This window comes from Thermogemmatispora onikobensis (assembly GCF_001748285.1).
In the GTDB taxonomy this organism is placed as follows: Bacteria; Chloroflexota; Ktedonobacteria; order Ktedonobacterales; family Ktedonobacteraceae; genus Thermogemmatispora; species Thermogemmatispora onikobensis.
This window is the reverse complement of sequence record NZ_BDGT01000001.1, coordinates 96,771-112,433: the sequence shown is the minus strand read 5'-3', so window position 1 is coordinate 112,433 and position 15,663 is coordinate 96,771. Positions and strand designations below refer to the sequence as shown.

Genomic DNA, 15,663 nt, shown 5'->3' with positions numbered 1-15,663 from the left:
GACACGGTTTTAGAGGTACGGTGGACCGGGCATGACTCTATGAGGGGAACGAGAGTTTCTATGAAGAAGCGTATTGAGCGCCTGCGCGGGATGCATGATGTGCTGCCCGAAGCCTACCGCCGGCAGACGCAGGTGGTGGGGCGTGTGCGCGCTCTCTTAGAGAAGGCCGGCTACGAGCCGGTAGATACGCCGGTGCTGGAGCGCAGCGACCTCTTCCAGGCGAGCTTCGGGCAGGAGGCCTGGCAGAATCTCTATGCCTTCCAGCTCCACCAGCGTGAGCTGTGTCTCAGGCCGGAATATACCGCTTCCATCTGTCGCCTTTATTTAGAGCATTATCAACAGTCCTCATTGCCACTGCGCTTTCAGTACGTTGGTCCGGTCTTCCGCTACGAGGCGCCTGGACGGGGACGCTATCGCCAGTACACACAGCTGGGTATTGAACTCTTCGGCGGGCAGCCGCTGCGCGGCGATGGCGAGATCGTGCAGTTGGCCTGCGATATTTTGCATGAGCTGGGCATCGCCCGCTACCGCCTTGAGCTGGGTCACGTCGGCGTCGTCAGTGGTTTTATCGAGCGTCTGCACCTGGATGCTCAGACAGCGCGCCTCCTCTTGAGCCTGATGGAGCAGATCAGTCGTTCACCAGAGGGGGAGCAAGCAGCCCAGTCCCGTCTGGAGGCCCTCTATCCCGAGCAGGTGTCCAACCCGGCGCTATCGGCCAGTGAGGCAGGTCAGTGGCGCCGCCTGGCCAGTTCCGACGGGTCAAACCAGCTGGTGGCAGCGCTGCTGAACAGCTTCAGCCTGCCATTTGGCGATGAGGACAGCCGTCGCGAGATTGTCGAGCGCTTCCTTTGGAAGATCGGGCGCAGTGAGCAGCGGACACTGGTTTTTAGCGCGCTGGAGTTTTTGCGCAAGTTGCGCGCCCTGGCCGGTCCACCGCCCGAAGTCTTCCAGGAGCTGCGCCAATTGCTCCAACGCTATCAGCTTGATGATGACCCGCTGGAGGAGCTAGAGCAATTGGTGACCACGCTGATGGAGGTGACAGGGGTTGACCGCCGGCAGATTACCCTGAATCTGGCTTTGGGGCGCGGCGTGAGTTACTATACAGGCTTGCTTTTCGAGATCCATGCCAGTGATGAGGAGGGCTCTGATCTGCAGCTGTGCGGTGGGGGACGCTATGACCACCTTGTTGAGGCGGTTGGAGGAGCGCACAGGGTCAACGCCTGCGGCTTCGCCTTTGGCCTGGAGCGGCTCATCTCCTTGATGCCTGCCAGCCAATGGCCGCAGACGGCGCGGACGCAGGCGCTGGTGATCCCCGTTGGCAAGCAGGATCTGGCTTATGCCGGTCGCGTGGCACGTCTGGCGCGCCGCGAGGGCGGTATCATTGCAGAGCTGGAGATAAATACTCGTGGAGTCACCAACGCTCTGCGCCAGGCAGCGCGGCGCGGTTTCCGGCTGGCGCTGATCGTCGGCGAAGAGGAACGCCAGGCCAATATGGTCAAGCTGCACGATCTGCTCTCGGGCGAGGAATTCCCGGTCGCTGCCCGAGACCTGGCCGTGACCTTGCGGGAAGGAGGCTATAGCACATGAGCGAGTCGCGAGCGGCTGCCGGGTCGGGAGCGGCTCAGCTCCGCCTGGCCTTACCTGGTAAGGGGACGCTGGAAGGGGCTACGCTGACGTTCCTGGCCGAATGCGGTTTGAAGGTGCAGCGCAGTAATCCACGTCAGTACCTGGCTCGCATCAGCAGTTTGCCAGAGCTGGAGGTGGTCTTTCAACGCGCTGCTGATATTCCCGCGTTAGTGCACGATGGCGACGCCATCTTGGGCATCACAGGCTACGACCTCCTGGCCGAGTTCCGCGGCCACGCCGAGGAGCCGGATGAGGACGAGAAGAGCGATGACGATCTGGTGGTTCTGGAGCGCGATCTCGGCTATGGCTCCTGCCGCCTGGTGGTCGCCGTTCCTGAGACGTGGATCGATGTCAATACTTGCGCCGACCTCTGGCATCTGGCCGGCTATTACCAGGAGCATAAGAGGCGCGGGCTGCGTATTGCAACCAAGTACCCAACGCTGACACGTCATTTCTTGCGTCGCCACGGTATCTCTCACTGCCGTATTGTGACCCCCCATGGCGCCTTAGAGGCTGCGCCCTTGACGGGGGCCGCCGATCTGATCGTCGATCTGACGGAGACGGGCACGACGCTGCGTGAGAATCACCTCAAGCTGCTTGATGATGGCGTGGTGCTGCGTTCCCAGGCGTGTTTGATCGGCAATGTGCGCTTCCTGAACCAGGACCCCCAGGCGCAGCGGGTGGCGCGCGTGCTCCTGGAGCTGATCAATGCCCGCCTGCAGGCGCGCAATCGCGTCTTGCTGACGGCCTATGTGCCGGGCAGCGGCGAAGAGGTGCGCTCGCTTCTGAGCATGCATTTAAAGCGGCTGGTGCCAGGCTTTGAGTACCATATCGGCAGCTCAGAATCGACGGATGATCCCCAGGCCCAGCGCTGCCGGGTCTCGGGTGTGCTGCAGATGGGAACAGCGGTGGCCGATCTGGTGGAGATTATTACAGCTTTGCGCAGTGTGGGCGCCGAGCATATCGATGTGACGCCTCTGGCGTATCGCTTTGGTCAGGAGCCGGCCAGCCTGCGCTTGCTGAGCGAGAGGACGGCACAACGACCGTGAAGACGCTGATTGTCTTTGATCTGGATGGGGTTATCACCAGCGAAGCAGCCTATTGGGATGCGGCAGGTCTGACGCTCCACGAGTTGCTCTACAGCCCTCGCTATTGGAATGTAACGGGGCAGAGCGACTACCAGCCGGTGACCGGAGCTGAGGAGAGCCGCCATCTAAGCCGGGCCACTCTCCCAGAAGAGGAGATTCTGCTCTACAAAGCTCTGGCGATCAACTCGAACTGGGATACATGCTATGCGGCGGTCTGCTGGCGCCTGATTGCCCTGCTGGAGCAGTTGCCCCCGGCCAGCCGCGAGCTGCTGCTGCCGCTGCAGCCCTGGGAAAAAGGGTGGTTGGCCCGTTTGCGCGAGGCGCTGGCCCTGCAACGCGACGCTCTCGGCCAGGGGTGCCAGCTCGTGCCGGCAGGTGATCCCCCCTTTGCTGAAAGCCTCTTCGCTGGCATCGTTGGGCTGGACCTGCTCAATCGCTATGATGCCTTTGCCAGTGCCAGGCTGGGCCTCCCTATCGAGGGGGTCTTTTCGCGTCTCAGTCCTTTCTGGGATTTCTGCCGCTCGCTCTTTCAGGAATGGTATCTTGGGGAAGCGCTCTACAGCCGTACATACGGGCGCCCTCCGGCTCAGACGGGCAAGCCCGGCTGTATCTATTTCGAACGTCCATTGCTGCCTCCCGAGGCGCTCAGAGAAACGTTAGATACCCTGCGCGCCTCGGGCTACGCACTGGGCCTGGCAACGGGGCGGGTTGATCAGGAGGCCGCGCTGCCGCTGCAAGCCTATGATCTGCTCTCGCGCTTCGACGCTGAACACATCTGTACCTATGATGCCGTCGAGGTCGCAGAGGCCGAGCTGCGGCGCCGGGGCGATACCACCCTGCTGGGCAAACCGCACCCGTTCCAGTTTCTCTATGCCCTCGATCGCCGCGGCCCTTCCGCCGACGAGCTGGCTCGCAGCAAGCCCCCCTTCATCGTGGTTGGCGATTCGTCGGGTGATATGCTCGGCGGGCGGGCTGCTGGCGCCGTGACAGTGGCGACTCTGAGCGGGGCACGCAGCGAGGAGGCCAGACGACGCCTGCTAGCCTGCGAGCCGGATTTTGTGATTGAGGATGTACGCCTCCTGCCGTCGCTCCTGACCGAGGTGGAGCGCCTGGAGACCATCCAGCGTTTGCAGTTTGAGACCCGGGACAAGGCCGAGCGCCTGCTGCGTCTGTGGTTTGCGCGTCACCTCGATCTGCTGACTGAGCAGGTGACGCTGACGCCACGGCCTGTCTCGCTGAATTCCTTCAATGGGACCTACGAGCGGGACGGCGAGCGCTACTTTTTCAAGACGCATGTGGAGGAGCAGAGCGCACTCTCCGAGTATTACCATGCCGAGCTGCTGCACGAGGCGGGCTACAATATGGTACTGCCCCTGCGCGTGGTCCGCCAGGAGGGGCGTCAGATGGTCATTTATCCGCTGGTGCACTGGCCGGTGATGTTTGATTTGATGCGCGCCATCGAGACAGGGGCCGCCGCTCCGGTCTCGGCAGAGACCCTGGTAGCTGCCGAGCGTCGCGCTTGTGAGCGCCTGCTGGAGATTTACCGTGCTACAGGGCGCTTCAGCAGCGCAGATGAGCATGCCACGGCGCCAGTTCATCAGCTCTTCTGGCACCGCCTGACCGGTGGGCGTCTCAGCAGCTTCTATCGGGGTCAGGCTCTTCCCTTGCCGGGGCCTACTGGCTCCAGTCAGGACGAACTGCGCTTTGAGGAGCTGCTCCGGTGCCGTTGGGTGGTCAATGGAGAAGCGCTCTCGCGCACCCTCGGCGAGCTGCTGGAGGAAGCCGTGGAGCGCCTCCATCCACGGCAGGCAGCAATGACAATCATCGGGCATGGAGATGCCCACTTCGGCAATGTCTTCCTGGAGCACGAACGCGACTATCTCTACTTCGATCCAGCTTTCGCGGGTCGGCACGCAGCACTGCTGGATGTCGTCAAGCCGCTCTACCACAATGTTTTCGCCAGTTGGATGTACTTCCCGCAGGAGACAGCCTCCACCCTGACGCTGAGTGTCGTCCTGCGCCGCGGCTCGGAGGGCGAGCGCCTTGAGGTCACGCATACCTATCAGCCGTCCCCCATTCGTCAGGCGGTTCTGGCCACGAAGCTACGAACCTTCCTACGCCCTCTCCTTGCCTGGCTGAAGGATGAGGGGGCTTTGCCCGCCGACTGGGAGCGCTGGCTGGCGCTGGCGCTGCTCTGTTGCCCGTTGTTGACCATCAATCTCCTGGATCGTGGGCGCATTCCGACAACGGTCTGCTGGCTGGGACTGACACAGGCGGTAACCCTGGGCAATCTTGGCCTGCAGCCCTGGCCTGAGTTGCTGGCAGCCGGTACAGAAGACGGCGCCTGAGTGCGCCTCCCGCGCGAGAGAGAGGCGTTGTAAAGAGCAGCTGGACAGTTTGAAGAGAGAAGAGGAAGAGCGACGACCATGATCGCTATCATTGACTACGGGGCTGGCAATCTGCGCAGTATCCAGAAGGCCCTGGAGCATGTCGGCGCCCAGGCAGTGGTGACCGCCGACCCGGCCACGGTGGCACGCGCACGAGCTGTGGTGCTGCCGGGAGTTGGCTCTGGTGGGGCCGCCATGCTGCGCCTGAAGACCACTGGTCTCGATAAGGCCATTCGCGAGGCCACGGCCCGCGGGCGGCCTTTCCTGGGCATCTGCCTTGGGATGCAGCTGCTGGCTGAGCACCACGCCGAAGGCGAAGTTGAGGGCTTGCGCCTCTTCGCCGGTGAGGTGCGTCGCATTCCCCAGGGACCCAAGATTCCGCACATGGGCTGGAACCAGGTACAGCCACTGCGCCCGGATCTGCCTATATTTAAAGGAATACCTGACGGGGCTTTCTTCTACTTCGCCCATTCCTATTATGTTGAGCCGCGTGATCCTTCCGGGGTGGCTGCTGTCACCGACTATGGCACGCCCTATTGCAGCGTCATTGTCAGCGACCACCTGTGGGGAACGCAGTTCCATCCCGAGAAGAGCGGAGCGATGGGGCTGCGCCTGCTGGCGAACTTCGTGCGCTGGGTGGGGGAGCGTGTTCCATGATCGTCTTGCCAGCCATTGATCTGCACGAGGGGCGCTGTGTCCGTCTCTACCAGGGCGACTATCGCCAGGCCACGGTGTACAGCCACGACCCGGTGGCAGTGGCTCAGCGTTGGCAGGAAGCTGGGGCGCACTGGCTGCACCTGGTTGACCTGGACGGCGCTGCCCAGGGACAGCCAGTCAATCTGGCCACAGTGGAGCGCATTCGGGCCGCTACCACACTGCAGATCGAGCTAGGCGGCGGCCTGCGCGACCTGGCCAGTATCGAGCGCGTGCTCTCCCTCGGCATCGAGCGGGTGGTGCTGGGGACCAGCGCGGTGCGCCAGCCCATGCTGGTGGCTGAGGCCGTGCAGCGCTGGGGAGAACGCATCGCCGTGGGATTGGATGCCCGGGCCGGCCTGGTGGCGATCGCCGGCTGGCGGCAGACGGAGAGCATCGCCGCCGTAGAGCTGGCCGTCCAGTTGTGTACGCTGGGAGTGGCGCGCTTTATCTACACTGATATCGCCCGCGATGGAACGCTGGGCGGGCCGAATCTGGAGGCGCTGCAGGCCATACTGCAGGTGGTGAGGCGGGCCCAGCCAGCGCGAGCCGTGATTGCTTCCGGGGGTGTCCGCTCGCTGGAAGATGTCCGCTCGCTGGCCCGCCTGGGAGTCGAAGGGGTCATCATTGGAAAGGCCCTCTACACGGGAGATGTGGATCTGGCAGCGGCCCTGGCCTGCGCCGCGGCTTGCGAACCGACGGCGGAGAGCGGCGCCTGATTCGGCTGGCCAGGCAGGTTAACCCGGACCTTGCGCCTCACGTCAGGCGGATGGTGGGGGCGGGCCAGGTGCTGCGCAGTGGAGCAGAGCACAGGAAGGGGTAGCGATCGATGCTAACGAAACGAATTATTCCCTGTCTGGATGTGGACGCCGGGCGCGTCGTGAAGGGGGTCAACTTCCTCAACCTGCGCGACGCTGGAGACCCAGTCGAGTTGGCGGCTTTCTATAACGGCGAAGGAGCTGACGAACTGGTCTTTCTCGACATCACGGCCTCCTATGAGCAGCGCAAGACCATGCTCGATGTTGTGGCCCGGACGGCTGAGCAGGTCTTCATTCCGGTGACGGTCGGCGGAGGCATTCGTAGCGTGGAGGATATTCGCGCCACCCTGGGAGCAGGGGCCGATAAGACCTCGGTCAATACGGCAGCAGTGCAGCAGCCCGAGCTGCTGCGGGCGGGAGCCGAGCAGTTTGGTGCCCAGTGCATCGTGCTCGCCATCGATGCCCGCAGCAATGCTGCCATGCCCAGCGGCTACGAGGTCTATATTCATGGAGGGCGCACGCCCACAGGCCTCGACGCCGTTGAATGGGCCTGCCGCGGCGTCGAGCTGGGCGCGGGCGAGATCCTGCTGACCAGTATGGACCGCGATGGAACACAGCAGGGCTATGATCTCACCCTGACCGCCCGCATCGCCCAGGCTGTCAATGTGCCCGTGATCGCTTCGGGCGGCGTAGGGACCCTTGAGCATCTGTATGAGGGACTGACCAGCGGGGGCGCCGATGCCGTGCTCGCCGCCTCCATTTTCCACTTTGGCCAGTATCGCATCGCCGAGGCCAAGCGCTACCTGCGCGAGCGCGGGGTGGCCGTGCGCTGGGATGAGGCAGAGGAGGAGAGCCACGATGACGCTCAGGTTTGACCGCCAGGGCCTGATTCCGGCGGTAATTCAGGATGATGAGAGCAATGAGGTGCTGATGGTGGCCTTCATGAATGAGGAGGCCCTGCGCCTGACGCGCGAGACCGGCTATACCCACTTCTATAGTCGCTCGCGCCAGGCCATCTGGCGCAAGGGCGAGCAGTCGGGGCACACCCAGCAGGTGCGCGCCATCTTCGTCAATTGCGAGGAGAATAGCCTGCTCATCCGCGTCGTCCAACAAGGTGGGGCCGCCTGCCATGACGGCTACCGCAGCTGCTACTATCGGCGCCTGCTCCCTGACGATCGCTATGAGGTGATTGCGGCCCGCGTCTTCGACCCGGCGGCGGTCTATGGCCACACTCCTCCGCTGTCGCAGCCAGAAGCGGCAACCTCGCCGAAAGCGAACCAGGCGGGGAGTGCAGAGATAGACGCCACCGTCGGCGGGCAACTGGAGACGCTGCTACGCCAGCTCTACACGGCCTACCAGTACCTGCGTGACCACGATCTCAGCGAGCAGTCACATACCTCGCGCCTACTCCAGGAACCCAATCCGACCTATCTTCTCGGACGACTGGCCGATGAGTTGCAGGAGCTGGCGGGCGTGCTCCAGGGGACCCATCGCCATCGCGAGCTGCCAGCCGACATCATCCTGGAGGGCAGTCAGGTCGGCTACTGGCTGATGCTGCTGGCTGCCACCTACCGACTCCCATATGAGGAGTTCCTTCCTCATCAGGCCCTGCTGGCAGGCTACCGGCTGCCTGTCGAAGAGGAACAGGCCGTTGAGCAACAGCAAGCCTGCTTGAGTGCCCTCGCGAGCGCCGAGCAGGCCCACGTCATCAAGGGCCTGCAACTCGGTTTCTCTCTCATCGGACGGGCCTGCGCCCTGGCCGGCCTCAGTCCTCTGGAGCCAGCACGCGACGACCTGGAGCAAATGCGCCGCAAGGGACTGGTCTCCTAAGCCAGCGAGGGCAGAGCCGCGCCCGGTGCCGGGATGCTCGGCGCTCGATGGGAGGCAAACATACCAGGAAAGTCGGGCCAGACAGACGCTGACTCAGCTGCGCAGGCGTAGATAGCTGCCGCGTTTGGCCTTGTGCAACACCGCCTGCTGCAGTGCCGCCAGGTCTCCATCGAGTGCCGAGCAGCGGACCAGCCGGCCATCTTCCAGCAGCACCAGCGGATCGACCATGCGCGGCTTCACCCGGGCATAGATCTCAAAAGGTTGATCTGGCGAGACCTCCACCACCTCCAGGCCGGGCCGCAGCAGGCTCAGGCAGCGCGTGATCGCCGGGTGAGCCGACTGACGGAGGCGGGCGAGCAGCCCGGCATCCTCGAGGAACAGGTCCGTCTCGCGCAGCAGGCCCTCGTCCAAGGCCAGGCGCAAGGCCTGTGCCAGCTGATAGTCGGCGAACATCTCCAATGGATGCATAAACAGGTCCGTCACCAGGCGCACGTACTGGCGCGCAAACCAGATTGCGGCCTTCTGCCCGGCCACCACTATGCGCCCCTCGTGCACGCGAAGCGCCTGCAGAAAGCCCTCCACCTCAGCCTGTGTCAGGTAGCCTGCGTGCCACAAATCGCGCAGCGTATAATCCACCCGATCGGCACACAATTCAGGAGCCGGCTGCTCTAAAAGCGGCCAGTGCTCAAACGCCAGAATCTGCCCCAGGTCCAGCCCGAAGGAACGCAGCAGCGCTGGCAGGTCCGAGTGCTCAATCACTTGGCGCAGGTGTCGCTCATGATAGTCCTCATCGAAGCAAGCAAACAAATAGTCTGCCACATGAGAGAAGGCCGTATGAGAGACATCATGTAGCAGGCCGGCCAGCTGTTCCTCCAGCCCTCCGCCGAGGTGACGAATCAGCAGCATCACCCCCAGAGAGTGTTCGTAGCGCGTTGTATCGCGTCCCGCACGCACCAGATAGGAAGCTCCGGCCTGATGGACCCCCTTCAAACGCCGCAGCGGCGCTGAGTCGAGCACCGCCAGCAGGACGGGCTCGCTGAGTCGCTGCTCACCCAGCAACGGATCACGGACCAGCTCTTCTGCCACGCGCTCTCTGCTCCTTCCACGCTTGCGCTGCTTGCTCTTGCCCGCCAGCCTTCCTTCACCATCTCTGGCGGCTCGCCCGTACTCGCTCGCGCCTCTGCTCGTATCGAGGCCACTCCCCTGGGCGAGTCGAGAAGCTGGCGGGAGAGCAGAGGTACTGTAACTATAGCACCTCGCGTCTCCCTTTGCCAGGTCAGTCAACCTCACCCTGCCAGTAGCGGCAGGCCAGCCAGTTACAGAAGATCCGGCACAAGCATCAAGCAACCCAGTAATGCAACGTAAAGAGCAAGGCATTCAGCGCAAAGAGAGGAGCGCAGAACCCGCCGTAGACCAGGTCGAGACTGGGGAAGCGCTTGCTCCAGCGCGCCAGCACCAGGAAGAGGGGGAAGGCCATCATCATATAGCGTGGCTGCGAAGCCAGCGTCTCGCCTGCTACCAGCGGAAAGCAGAGCGCAAAGAGCGCCAGCGCCAGCGAGAAGAAGCGATAAGCCGCAGGCAGCTGACGCCAGCCGGCAGCCAGGACTCCCAGCGGGAGCAAGGTAAAGAGCAGATCCATCAGATTGCGCACCGCCATCTCGGTATGCAAAGGACCAGTCAACAAGGCCCCCAGGGCTGGCCCGAAAGCTACCCAGGGAAATGCAAACTGCCGCCCCCAGACCGTACGCTCCATGCGGCTGTAGATGAACGGATCGCCGAAGCGCAGCCCAAGATAGCCCATGTAGGCAGCCAGGGCCGCCGGAATCAGGAGAGCCGGCAAGGCCGCCAGCACACGACGCAGCCACAGGCGCCAGCGCTGAGCCTGAGCTATCTCTCCAGACGCTGCTGCTGCCGCCAGCGAGCCAGCTCCCCAGAAGCGCTCAACGTAGAAGAACAAGAATGGCACCAGCAGCACGATGGCGGTCGAGCGCGTCAAAGCGGCGACACAGCCCAACAAACCCGCCAGCCACCAGCGCCAGAGCGCCGTTCCCTGTAGGAGAAGAAAGATCGTCAGAGTGAGCAACAGGAAAAGCGACTCGCTATAGCCGGCGAAGAAAAAGATCGCGTAGGCATAGAATGTCAGATACCAGAGCGCCTTACGAGCCTGAGCCGGATCGAAATGGAGTCCCTCGCTGGCCAGCATGTAGAAGGCAACCAGGGCAGCGAAGAAGAAGAGATTCGACAGCAGGAGCTCGGACAGCAGGAACGAGAGCGGGAAACGGTGTCCCAGGACGGTGGCGCCGAGGCGGATCAGCCAGGGCCAGAACGGGAAAAAGGCCACATCGGCCACGGAGCGATAGCCCACATGCGCGATGCGCCCGAAGGCGTCTGCATCCCAGTGGTACCAGCCGAGCAGGCAGAAGCGCAGCCCGTTGTTCACACAAGGGATCGAGGCCATATTTCTGGGGCGGAGCAGGACCCCCCCAACATAGGTGATCAAGAGCAGCAAGAGGCGGCTGAGCCCAAAGACCCAAGCCGCCTCTTTCCACGCAGATCGCAGCGTACCCATTGCAGTGTTCCCAGACCATACCAATATGACAATGTTGAGCTTGGCTCACCGTTGCTTAGGAACGGTTGAGACAGCGGTCTGGTACTGAGCTGAACCAATCAGGCTATCTCGGGCTGCGCCGTGAGTGGTCCTGGTCTGGCAGAGCGGGCCAGCAAGCCCAAGCCAGGTCAGCGACTGCCAGTCGAGGATGGCGAGGCCGAGATAATCACCTGGACCGTATAGTCCTCCAACCTGCGCGGCGAGGTAGGCGCGAGCGTCTCTCGATAGAGTTCTCCGGGCAGAGCGTCAGCGAGCGGAGTCGTCTCGATGCGCAGGCTGTCGGCGAGCGTCTCCTCCTGTAGCTCGGAGGCGTGGCGCTGCATCATAGCCGCCAGCGCCTCATCTGTGCAGAGGGTCAGCTGGATATGGTCCTCAATCTTGAGATTGGCCCGCTTGCGCATATCCTGGATATAGTGGGTCAGATCGCGGATCAGCCCCTCCTCGCGTAGTTCGGGCGTGATCGTTGTCTCCAGCACCACTACCGCGCCGCGCTCCTCGGCGGTGACGTAGCCTGGGCGAGCCGTAGCGATCACCTCCACCTCATCTGGCGTCAAAGTAACCTCGCGGCCCTCGATCGTCAGCTTTAAGGCTCCCTCTTCGCGCAGCTGGCGGGCAGCCTCGCTGGCCGCCTGGGCATCCAGGCCCTTGAGTGTCGCCAGAATCTTCTGCACCAGTGGCCCATACTTCGGTCCCAGAACACGGGCCTGGGCGCGCAGGGTATAGGCCAACATCTCACTATCGTCGCTGAGCAACTCCAGGCGCTTGATATTCAGCTCCTCCAGCACCTGGTCCTTCAGGCGCAGCAGTGCCTCCTGATCGGCCTGCGACGGCAGGCGCACATAGAGCGTATTGAGCGGCTGGCGCACGCGGATCTGCGCCTTCTCGCGGGCGGCGCGGCCCAGGCCAACCACGCGCATTACCAGATGCGTATCGTGTGTCAGTGCCTCATTGATGAGCTGCTGACGGGCCTGAGGCCAATCGCAGAGATGGACGCTGAGCGGGGCCTCCTGCTGAACGCTGCGCACCAGGTTCTGATAGAGGCTCTCCGCGAAGAAGGGCACAAACGGAGCCAGCAGCGTCACCAGTGTAGTCAGGCACTCGTAGAGCGTCAGATAGGCGCCGAGCTTATCGTCATCCAGCTCAGACTTCCAGATGCGTTCGCGGCTACGGCGCAGGTACCAGTTCGAGAGGTTCTCGATGAAGTCTTGCAGGGCAGCCGTAGCGTGGGCACTCTCGTAGCGCTCCAGGCCGGCGGTTACCTCCAGAATCGTCTGCTGCAGCTCAGAGAGAATCCACTGATCCAGATTGCTGCGTCGCTCTGCCGCCAGCTGGTAGCGCGTTGGATTGAAGCCGTCGATATTGGCGTAGGTCACAAAGAACCAGTAGATATTCCAGACCTTATCGAGGGAGCGGCGCACCAGCATCCACTTCTCGCTCAGGCGCACCGGAACCCCCTCGCGGGCGGCCCGCTCGACATCCTCGCGGGTAGGAATACGGGGGAAGCGCAGGTTCTGCTCGGGGTCCTGGCTGGTATAGAGCCAGCGCATGGTATCGGCGCCCACGCGCTCGGCGGCGTCGTCGAAGTCGATCGCATTCCCCTTCGACTTATGCATGATCTCGCCGTCCTCATCGAGGACCGTCGCGTAACCGAGCAAGGTCTTAAAGGGAGTCGTGTTCTCCAGAACTGTGCTCATTACCAGCAGGGCATAGAACCAGTTCTTGAACTGGCCCGGGAAGGACTCCGTCACGAAGTCCGCCGGGAACCACTGGCGCCAGTAGTCGCGGTTGTGGCGATAGTCCAGCGTTGAGAACGAGACGATGCCGGCATCCAGCCAGGGGTTGCCAACATCTTTGATGCGCGAGACCAGGGCGCCGCACTGCTGGCAGCGGATCTTGACGGCGTCGACCCAGGGACGATGCGGAGAATGGCCTTCGAACTCCTCCCAGCCCTCGACAGCCCGCTCGCGCAGCTCCTCCTTGCTGCCGATGACCTCGAAGGTGCCGCACTGCTGGCATTCGTAGATTGGCAGTGCCAGCCCCCAATAGCGCTTCTTCGAGATCATCCAGTCGTCCATATTGCGCAGCCAGTCCAGCTCGCGCTCCAGGCCGAAGGCAGGAATCCAGGTCACCTGGCGGGCAACCTCCATGATCTCATAGCGCAGCTGCTCCATCGAGATATACCACTCATCGACCAGGCGGAAGATCAGCTCAGTCTTGCAGCGCCAGCAGACCGGATAGCGGTGGCGATAGTTCTGCGAGCGATAGAGGAGGCCCTTCTGTGCCAGATTCTCAGCAACGGGCCGCGCCACTTCCAAGACCGACTGGCCGGTGAGCCAGTTGTAGCCCTCGACGTAGACGCCGAACTCATCGACTGGGGCCAGCACCGTCAGATCGAACTCCTTCGAGAGCGCGAAGTCCTCGCGACCACAGCCCGGGGCGATGTGTACGATGCCTGTTCCCTCGCTGGCGCTGACCTCCTTCCAGGGAATGACCCGATGGCTGACACCCTGGGCGGCGGGCAGCTCATCGAAAGGACCGCGGTAGCTCCAACCCACCAACTGCTCGCCCGTGAGGCGCTCCAGAACGCGATACTCGCCCTTATCGCGTCCGCGCAGCTCGCGTAGCAGGTTCAGGCGCTCCTCCGCCAGATAGAAGACCTGGCCATCCTGCTCGACCTTGACATAGGTCAGTTCGGGATGAACTGCGGCGGCCACGTTAGCGGCCAGCGTCCAGGGGGTGGTTGTCCAGACCAGCAGGTACTCGCCGGGGCGCTCGACCAGCGGGAAGAGCACATACAGGCTCAGATGGCTCAGTTCATGCCAGTCCTCTGAGAGGGTCTCCATATTGGAGATCCCAGTGCCGCAGCGAGGGCACCAGGTCATGACATCGTGCCCTTTGTAGATCAAGCCGCGCTCGTGGCAGCGCTTCAGAAAGTACCAGATCGTATAGTTATTCTCATCGGAGAGCGTATAATAGTCGTTGCCCCAGTCCATCCAGTAGCCCAGCCGGATCGATTGCTCGGTGATGCGGCGGGCAAAGCGGAAGACGCGCTCCTTGCACAGCTCGACAAAGCGCGCGATGCCAAACTCCTCGATCTCCCGCTTGTTCTTGAGGCCCAGCTCCTGCTCGACATTGACCTCCACCCACAGGCCCTGGCAGTCGAAGCCATTCTGGTAGCGCTGCCGGTAGCCCTGCATGGTTTTGAAGCGCTGGAAGAGATCCTTATAGGTGCGGCCCCAGGCGTGATGGACCCCCATCGGGTTGTTAGCCGTCATCGGGCCATCGAGAAACGAATATTGCTTGTCGCTGTGATCGTTGCGATGCAAGTAGCGCTGGCGCACATCGTGCTCATCCCACCAGCGTTGAATCTCGTGCTCCAGCGCCGGGTAGTCAACCCGGTCAGCCGCAATCACTGGCTGAAAGACGCTTGCTTCACCTGACACGTCAGCTTCCTCCTCGCTCACTGAGAGATTGCCTTGCCTTATCCGGCATCGGCTGAACCTGGCTGAGCCAGGTCTGGCTTTGCTGCTTCCTTGTTTCTCCGTTGTCCTTATGTGCGCTGTCCGCTTTCTTCCCTTCCTGTCCTGGCCTCCTGCTCTCGTATGAGGCTCCAGCCAGCTCTGGCAGCGTTCCCTCGGACTGGAGGATGATCTGCTCACTCAGGTTGGAGAAGCCGCTCGCCGGCGCAGGGCCACAGCGGGAAAGAGTGGGGGCCAGTGGCCGTTGGCAGGCAGAACGGCCACAACGGCCACAACAGCCTCACGGGAAAGTCGCGTTGGGGTCGGAGCCAGGTGGCTCATCAACAAGCTGGATCTCCAGGCGCTTATTGAGCCGTCCTTTGTTCTCGGCCCGGACAATGCGAATACCGCCGACCTCTTTGGTATGGCGGACATGGGTTCCGCCATCGGCCTGCAGATCGAGGCCAACGATTTCCACGATCCGCACCTCCTCCAGCTCTGGGGGCAACAGGTTGGTGCGTGTACGGATCAGGTCGGGGATGGCAAAGGCTTTCTCGCGCGGCAGGGTATAGACCCGAATAGGCAGATCGGCCTCGATGGCCTCGTTGACGCGCTGTTCAATGAAGGCCAGGCGTTCCCTGGTCAGGCCCTCCATCGCAAAGTCCATGCGCGCCCGGTCGGGGTACATCTGGCCACCGGTCACCGGGACGCGAAACTCTTGCCAGATCACGCCGCAGAGCAGGTGCAGAGCGGTATGAGTGCGCATCATGCGATAGCGGAAATCCCAGTCGATGCGCGCCGTGACCTCAGTGCCCACGGGAGGGGGAGGACTATCGAGCAGGTGCCAGACCATCTCTTCCTGCTTGCGGAGGGCCATGACACTGGCCTGCTGGTGCCCGTGATCCCAGGAGAGCGTACCGCGGTCGGCCATCTGGCCCCCGCCGCCGGGATAGAAGACGGTGGCATCGAGGGCCAGCTCATCGCCCTCCGCGGCAACGACTTTGGCGCTGCATTCAAAGGTATAGCTATTCTCCAGGTAGATCAGCTTCGTCTTCATCCTGCAAGCTCCGATCTCCATACGAAAAAAAACCTCTCATCCGCGCAGGACGAGAGGGCTTCCCGTGGTACCACCCGCATTAGTCACGACCGGGCACCGTTAGCGAGCCAGTCCCCGGAATTGCATTCATTCCAGCTGCCAGCTGATGTGGACTGGCC

Annotated in this window: 11 protein-coding genes; 7 read left to right on the top strand and 4 right to left on the bottom strand. The window is 62.7% G+C overall.

The features are described from left to right. The first annotated feature begins 60 nt into the window (after positions 1 to 60). From BGC09_RS00395 to hisI, 7 genes are all read left to right on the top strand, one after another. Positions 61 to 1,587 carry a histidine--tRNA ligase gene (locus tag BGC09_RS00395; protein WP_069801216.1) on the top strand — a complete coding sequence of 509 codons (1,527 nt, stop codon included), beginning with the start codon at positions 61 to 63 and terminating at the stop codon, positions 1,585 to 1,587. Then, positions 1,584 to 2,675 carry an ATP phosphoribosyltransferase gene (gene hisG / locus BGC09_RS00390; protein WP_069801215.1) on the top strand — a complete coding sequence of 364 codons (1,092 nt, stop codon included), beginning with the start codon at positions 1,584 to 1,586 and terminating at the stop codon, positions 2,673 to 2,675. Before BGC09_RS00395 ends, hisG begins: the two co-directional genes overlap by 4 nt. Next, entirely contained in the window at positions 2,672 to 5,062 is a 2,391-nt protein-coding gene (locus BGC09_RS22000) for an HAD hydrolase-like protein (protein WP_176728804.1), read from the top strand. Before hisG ends, BGC09_RS22000 begins: the two co-directional genes overlap by 4 nt. A gap of 78 nt (positions 5,063 to 5,140) precedes the next feature. Further along, the gene (gene hisH / locus BGC09_RS00380) at positions 5,141 to 5,758 is read left to right on the top strand and encodes an imidazole glycerol phosphate synthase subunit HisH (RefSeq protein WP_069801214.1); all 618 of its coding nucleotides are present in this window, start codon (positions 5,141 to 5,143) and stop codon (positions 5,756 to 5,758) included. Beyond that, entirely contained in the window at positions 5,755 to 6,513 is a 759-nt protein-coding gene (hisA, locus tag BGC09_RS00375; protein ID WP_069801213.1) for a 1-(5-phosphoribosyl)-5-[(5-phosphoribosylamino)methylideneamino]imidazole-4-carboxamide isomerase, read from the top strand. Before hisH ends, hisA begins: the two co-directional genes overlap by 4 nt. A 110-nt stretch (positions 6,514 to 6,623) precedes the next feature. Further along, complete coding sequence (gene hisF / locus BGC09_RS00370) at positions 6,624 to 7,427, top strand: imidazole glycerol phosphate synthase subunit HisF (protein WP_069801212.1); 804 nt, start codon at positions 6,624 to 6,626, stop codon at positions 7,425 to 7,427. Then, positions 7,411 to 8,382: a phosphoribosyl-AMP cyclohydrolase gene (gene hisI, locus BGC09_RS00365; protein ID WP_069801211.1), complete on the top strand. Its 972-nt coding sequence runs from the start codon at positions 7,411 to 7,413 to the stop codon at positions 8,380 to 8,382. Before hisF ends, hisI begins: the two co-directional genes overlap by 17 nt. Before the next feature lie 93 nt (positions 8,383 to 8,475). On the opposite strand, the gene BGC09_RS00360 is transcribed toward hisI, so the two are convergent. From BGC09_RS00360 to BGC09_RS00345, 4 genes are all read right to left on the bottom strand, one after another. After that, positions 8,476 to 9,468: an HD domain-containing protein gene (locus tag BGC09_RS00360; protein ID WP_176728803.1), complete on the bottom strand. Its 993-nt coding sequence runs from the start codon at positions 9,466 to 9,468 to the stop codon at positions 8,476 to 8,478. 253 nt (positions 9,469 to 9,721) lie between these two features. Then, complete coding sequence (locus BGC09_RS00355; RefSeq protein ID WP_069801210.1) at positions 9,722 to 10,951, bottom strand: mannosyltransferase family protein; 1,230 nt, start codon at positions 10,949 to 10,951, stop codon at positions 9,722 to 9,724. Between the two features lie 167 nt (positions 10,952 to 11,118). Then, positions 11,119 to 14,433, bottom strand: coding sequence for an isoleucine--tRNA ligase (gene ileS, locus BGC09_RS00350; protein ID WP_069801209.1), 3,315 nt, complete (start codon positions 14,431 to 14,433; stop codon positions 11,119 to 11,121). Between the two features lie 316 nt (positions 14,434 to 14,749). Next, positions 14,750 to 15,505, bottom strand: coding sequence for an alanyl-tRNA editing protein (locus BGC09_RS00345; protein WP_069801208.1), 756 nt, complete (start codon positions 15,503 to 15,505; stop codon positions 14,750 to 14,752). Between the last annotated feature and the right edge of the window lie 158 nt (positions 15,506 to 15,663).

Excerpts from the sequence above, each read along its gene's own strand:
- BGC09_RS00395 (WP_069801216.1), top strand. The coding sequence starts at position 61 with ATGAAGAAGCGTATTGAGCGCCTGCGCGGGATGCATGATGTGCTGCCC.
- hisG (WP_069801215.1), top strand. The coding sequence starts at position 1,584 with ATGAGCGAGTCGCGAGCGGCTGCCGGGTCGGGAGCGGCTCAGCTCCGC.
- hisH (WP_069801214.1), top strand. The coding sequence starts at position 5,141 with ATGATCGCTATCATTGACTACGGGGCTGGCAATCTGCGCAGTATCCAG.
- hisA (WP_069801213.1), top strand. The coding sequence starts at position 5,755 with ATGATCGTCTTGCCAGCCATTGATCTGCACGAGGGGCGCTGTGTCCGT.
- hisF (WP_069801212.1), top strand. The coding sequence starts at position 6,624 with ATGCTAACGAAACGAATTATTCCCTGTCTGGATGTGGACGCCGGGCGC.
- hisI (WP_069801211.1), top strand. The coding sequence starts at position 7,411 with ATGACGCTCAGGTTTGACCGCCAGGGCCTGATTCCGGCGGTAATTCAG.
- BGC09_RS00355 (WP_069801210.1), bottom strand. The coding sequence starts at position 10,951 with ATGGGTACGCTGCGATCTGCGTGGAAAGAGGCGGCTTGGGTCTTTGGG.
- BGC09_RS00345 (WP_069801208.1), bottom strand. The coding sequence starts at position 15,505 with ATGAAGACGAAGCTGATCTACCTGGAGAATAGCTATACCTTTGAATGC.